The following is a 3,383-nucleotide window of genomic DNA, read 5'->3' on the forward strand; positions in this document are numbered from 1 at the left end:
AAGTTCAGGCTCGGCCTCTTCGAGAAGCCGTACGCCGAGACGAGCGGCGCCTCGAGGATCTGGTCCGCCGGGCACCGGGCCGTGGTCCGCCAGGCGGCCGCCGAGTCGCAGGTGCTGCTGAAGAACAGCGGCGGGCTCCTGCCGCTCAAGAAGTCGCAGAAGGTGTACGTCGCCGGGTCCAACGCCGACGACATCGGCAACCAGAGCGGCGGCTGGACGGTCACCTGGCAGGGAGCCTCCGGTGACATCACGCCTGGCACGACGATCCTGGAGGCGATGCGCAGGAACTCCGCGGCGCTGACGTACTCCAAGGACGCTTCTGCCCCGACCGGCGGCTACGACGTCGGTGTGGTCGTCGTCGGCGAGACCCCGTACGCCGAGGGTGTCGGGGATGTCGGCAACGGCCACGACCTGGAGCTGTCCGCGGCCGACCGGGCCGCCGTCGACAAGGTGTGCACGGCCATGAAGTGCGCGGTGCTGATCGTCTCCGGGCGTCCGCAGCTCATCGGCGACCGGCTCGGCGACATCGACGCCCTGGTCGCCTCCTGGCTGCCGGGCACCGAGGGCGACGGTGTCGCGGACGTCCTGTACGGCAAGCGCCCCTTCACCGGCCGGCTCCCCGTCACCTGGCCCAGGTCGGAGGCCCAGCTGCCGGTCAACGTGGGCGACCCGACGTACGACCCGCAGTTCCCGTACGGCTGGGGCCTGACCACACTCACCAAGGTCCCGGAGGGCGGGGCGGCCGCTCTCGAGGCGCTCGGGGCCGCGGCCAGGGTCGCCGAGCGGGCCGGCGCCGACGACCTGGGCCGCGCCCTCGTCGAGAAGGCCCGGCTGATCGTCCAGCGGAAGGCGGACGGGCGGATGGCCGCAGCTGTCGCGGCGCCCTTCGCGGCCGCCGATCACCTGCTTCTGACCGGCCGCTACGGAGAGGCGGTGCGGAAGCTGACGGAGGCGTATCGGGCGGCCTGAGGGGCGGCCGGGGAGGTCGCTTTCGGAGGGCTTCGGGTAGCTTCGAAGTATGAAGGCCATCGCGCAGGCCGTAGTACGGACCCGAAGCCTTCCGGGGCTGCTGTTCGCCCTGGTGCTCGCGGCCGTGGCCGTCCTGGCGGCGGGCGCCCCGCCCGCCTCCGCCACGACGAACGCGACCACCGTGACGAGTGTCTCGGCGATCGGCCAGGCCCTCCGCAAGAGCCCCGTCTACGTCGATCCGGCCGCCGCGGCCCAGCTGTCCGCCAAGGACGCGACCGCTCTGGCGGACCGGATCACGAAGGCTGACAAGCCGCTGTTCGTCGCGGTGCTGCCCGCCGACTACCCGAAGCAGGATCTGTTCACCAAGCTGCGCACGGCGACCGGGATCACCGGCGTCTACGCGGTCCGCCTCGGCGACGCCTTCGACGCCCGCGCCGACTCCGCGGTCCTGCCGAAGGAGGCCGTACGGAACCTGGTGACGACCGTCCAGGGCGAGGACACCCGTGCCCAGCTGACCGACTTCACCGCCGCCGCGGTCACCAACATGGGCGGCTCGGCCCCCTCGACCTGGCGGTCCGCGGACGACGGCGGCGGGGTGTCGAGCACGGCACTGATCACGGTCGGCGCGGTGCTCGTGGCCGGCGGCGCGGGCGCGTACACGCTGGTGCGGCGCAACCGGCGCCGGCACGCGGAGGAGCAGCGGGCCGCGCTGGAGAAGCTGCGGGTGGTGGTGGACGAGGACATCACGGCGTTCGGCGAGGAACTGGACCGGCTGGACTTCCACCCCGCGGAGGCGGGCGCCGACGACGCGATGCGCGCGGACTACGAGCGGGCGCTGGACGCGTACGAGCAGGCGAAGTCGGCGATGGGGGCGGCCACGAGACCCGAGGACGTGCGGGCGGTCACCCAGGCCCTGGAGGACGGCCGCTTCTCGCTGGCCCAGCTCGCCGCGCGCCGCGAGGGCCGGGCGCTTCCCGAACGCCGGGTCCCCTGCTTCTTCGACCCCCGCCACGGGCCCTCCGTCACCGACGCCACCTGGACGCCGCCGGGCGGGGCCCCGCGCGAGGTCCCGGTCTGCGCCGCGGACGCCACCCGCCTGGCCGACGGCCGCGACCCGGTGATGCGCGAGGTCGACACCGACCTGGGCCGCCGCCCCTACTGGGACGCGGGCCCCGCCTACGGCCCCTGGGCCGGTGGCTACTTCGGCGGCGGCCTCCTGCCCGGCCTGCTGGTCGGCACGGTCCTCGGCAGCATGATGGCCACGCCCGCCTACGCGGCCGACTACGGCTCCGGTTACGGCGACTTCGGCGGCGGCTACGAGGGCGGCGACCTCTCGGGCTCGGACTTCAGCTCCGGGGACTTCGGTGACTTCGGGGGCGGCGGCGACTTCGGAGGCGGTGGCGATTTCGGCGGAGGGGGAGGGGACTTCGGGGGAGGCGGCTTCTGACCGCTCGGGCTCATTCAGCTCCTCCGGCGCTCGAGGAGCGGGGGTCCTCGGGCGAACTCCTCGGCCGGTTCCGTCAGGACCCGACGAGCCTTCCGCCCACCCGCCTCGCGGCGCGCACGGCGGCATCGGCGTGGTGGGTACTGCCGGTGGCGAAGCGGCGGGCGGCGGCACCGGAAGCCGGTCGGCCAAGTGCCGGGACGGATGGGCGACTTGGGCGACCGTCGGGAGCGGTGCCGCTCAGGACGCGTGACGCGTGAGGGCGTACCGCTCCCCGGCGGCATGCCACCATCCCGGCGGCGAGGGACCGTCGAGCACGGCGGACGGCTGGCTCGGGTGCAATCCGAGCCGCCACAACGCCTCGGCCGTCACCTCCACGGTGAACCACCCCCGCCACCGCCCGTCGTCCCCGGGCCCGCACGCGAGACCGAACCGCACCTCGCGCGCCACGACGAAGGGCATCCAGTCGATCCCGCGGTCCCGCAGTCAAGCCCGCACGGCGGCCAGGGGAGTCGGGCGGCCGTCGACGTTCTCGTACGACGCGACGGTGATCCAGTCGGGAGCGTTGGTCATACGGTCCATGATGCGGGAGTACGACCCCGCAGGCGCCGCGGGCTCAGCGGCGCCCAGGTGTGGGACGTGCACGGGAACGTCCTCGCCGAGGACGCGCGGCATCATGCGCCCGGTGCGGAGGCCGGCGACCACGCTCTACGCCTCCGGCACCCACGAGCCCGTGCAGCGGTACGACCGGAACCCGGGCCGTCCGATCAGCGATGTCTGCCGACGCGGCGGCAGACCGGCGCACCCGCTGATCCCCGGCGGCGGGGTCACGCGTTCTTGATCGCGGAGATGTCGAAGGTCAGCTTGATCTTCTCGGAGACCAGGACGCCGCCCGTCTCCAGGGCCGCGTTCCAGGTCAGGCCCCAGTCGGAGCGCTTGATCTCCGCCTTGCCCTCGAAGCCCACGCGCT

5 protein-coding genes are annotated in these 3,383 nt (G+C 73.8%); 2 read left to right on the top strand and 3 right to left on the bottom strand.

The annotated features are described in order from the left end of the window. A partial coding sequence (locus JF597_RS00035) for a glycoside hydrolase family 3 C-terminal domain-containing protein (protein WP_293986437.1) occupies positions 1–969 on the top strand: 969 nt, incomplete at its 5' end. Between the two features lie 49 nt (positions 970–1,018). After that, positions 1,019–2,416: a hypothetical protein gene (locus tag JF597_RS00040; RefSeq protein ID WP_293986439.1), complete on the top strand. Its 1,398-nt coding sequence runs from the start codon at positions 1,019–1,021 to the stop codon at positions 2,414–2,416. 237 nt (positions 2,417–2,653) lie between these two features. Here JF597_RS00040 and JF597_RS00045 read toward each other — a convergent pair whose 3' ends face one another. The 3 genes from JF597_RS00045 to JF597_RS00055 all read right to left on the bottom strand — a co-directional run. Then, positions 2,654–2,875: a hypothetical protein gene (locus JF597_RS00045; RefSeq protein WP_293986441.1), complete on the bottom strand. Its 222-nt coding sequence runs from the start codon at positions 2,873–2,875 to the stop codon at positions 2,654–2,656. A gap of 24 nt (positions 2,876–2,899) precedes the next feature. Beyond that, positions 2,900–3,118: a hypothetical protein gene (locus tag JF597_RS00050; RefSeq protein ID WP_293986443.1), complete on the bottom strand. Its 219-nt coding sequence runs from the start codon at positions 3,116–3,118 to the stop codon at positions 2,900–2,902. A 122-nt stretch (positions 3,119–3,240) separates the two neighbouring features. After that, positions 3,241–3,383 (bottom strand): YceI family protein (locus JF597_RS00055; RefSeq protein WP_293986445.1); only part of this gene is annotated, 143 nt, incomplete at its 5' end.

The organism is Streptomyces sp., from assembly GCF_019510245.1.
In the GTDB taxonomy this organism is placed as follows: Bacteria; Actinomycetota; Actinomycetes; order Streptomycetales; family Streptomycetaceae; genus Streptomyces.

Coding starts and splice junctions, on each gene's coding strand:
- JF597_RS00040 (WP_293986439.1), top strand. CDS start 1,019: ATGAAGGCCATCGCGCAGGCCGTAGTACGGACCCGAAGCCTTCCGGGG.
- JF597_RS00045 (WP_293986441.1), bottom strand. CDS start 2,875: ATGCCCTTCGTCGTGGCGCGCGAGGTGCGGTTCGGTCTCGCGTGCGGG.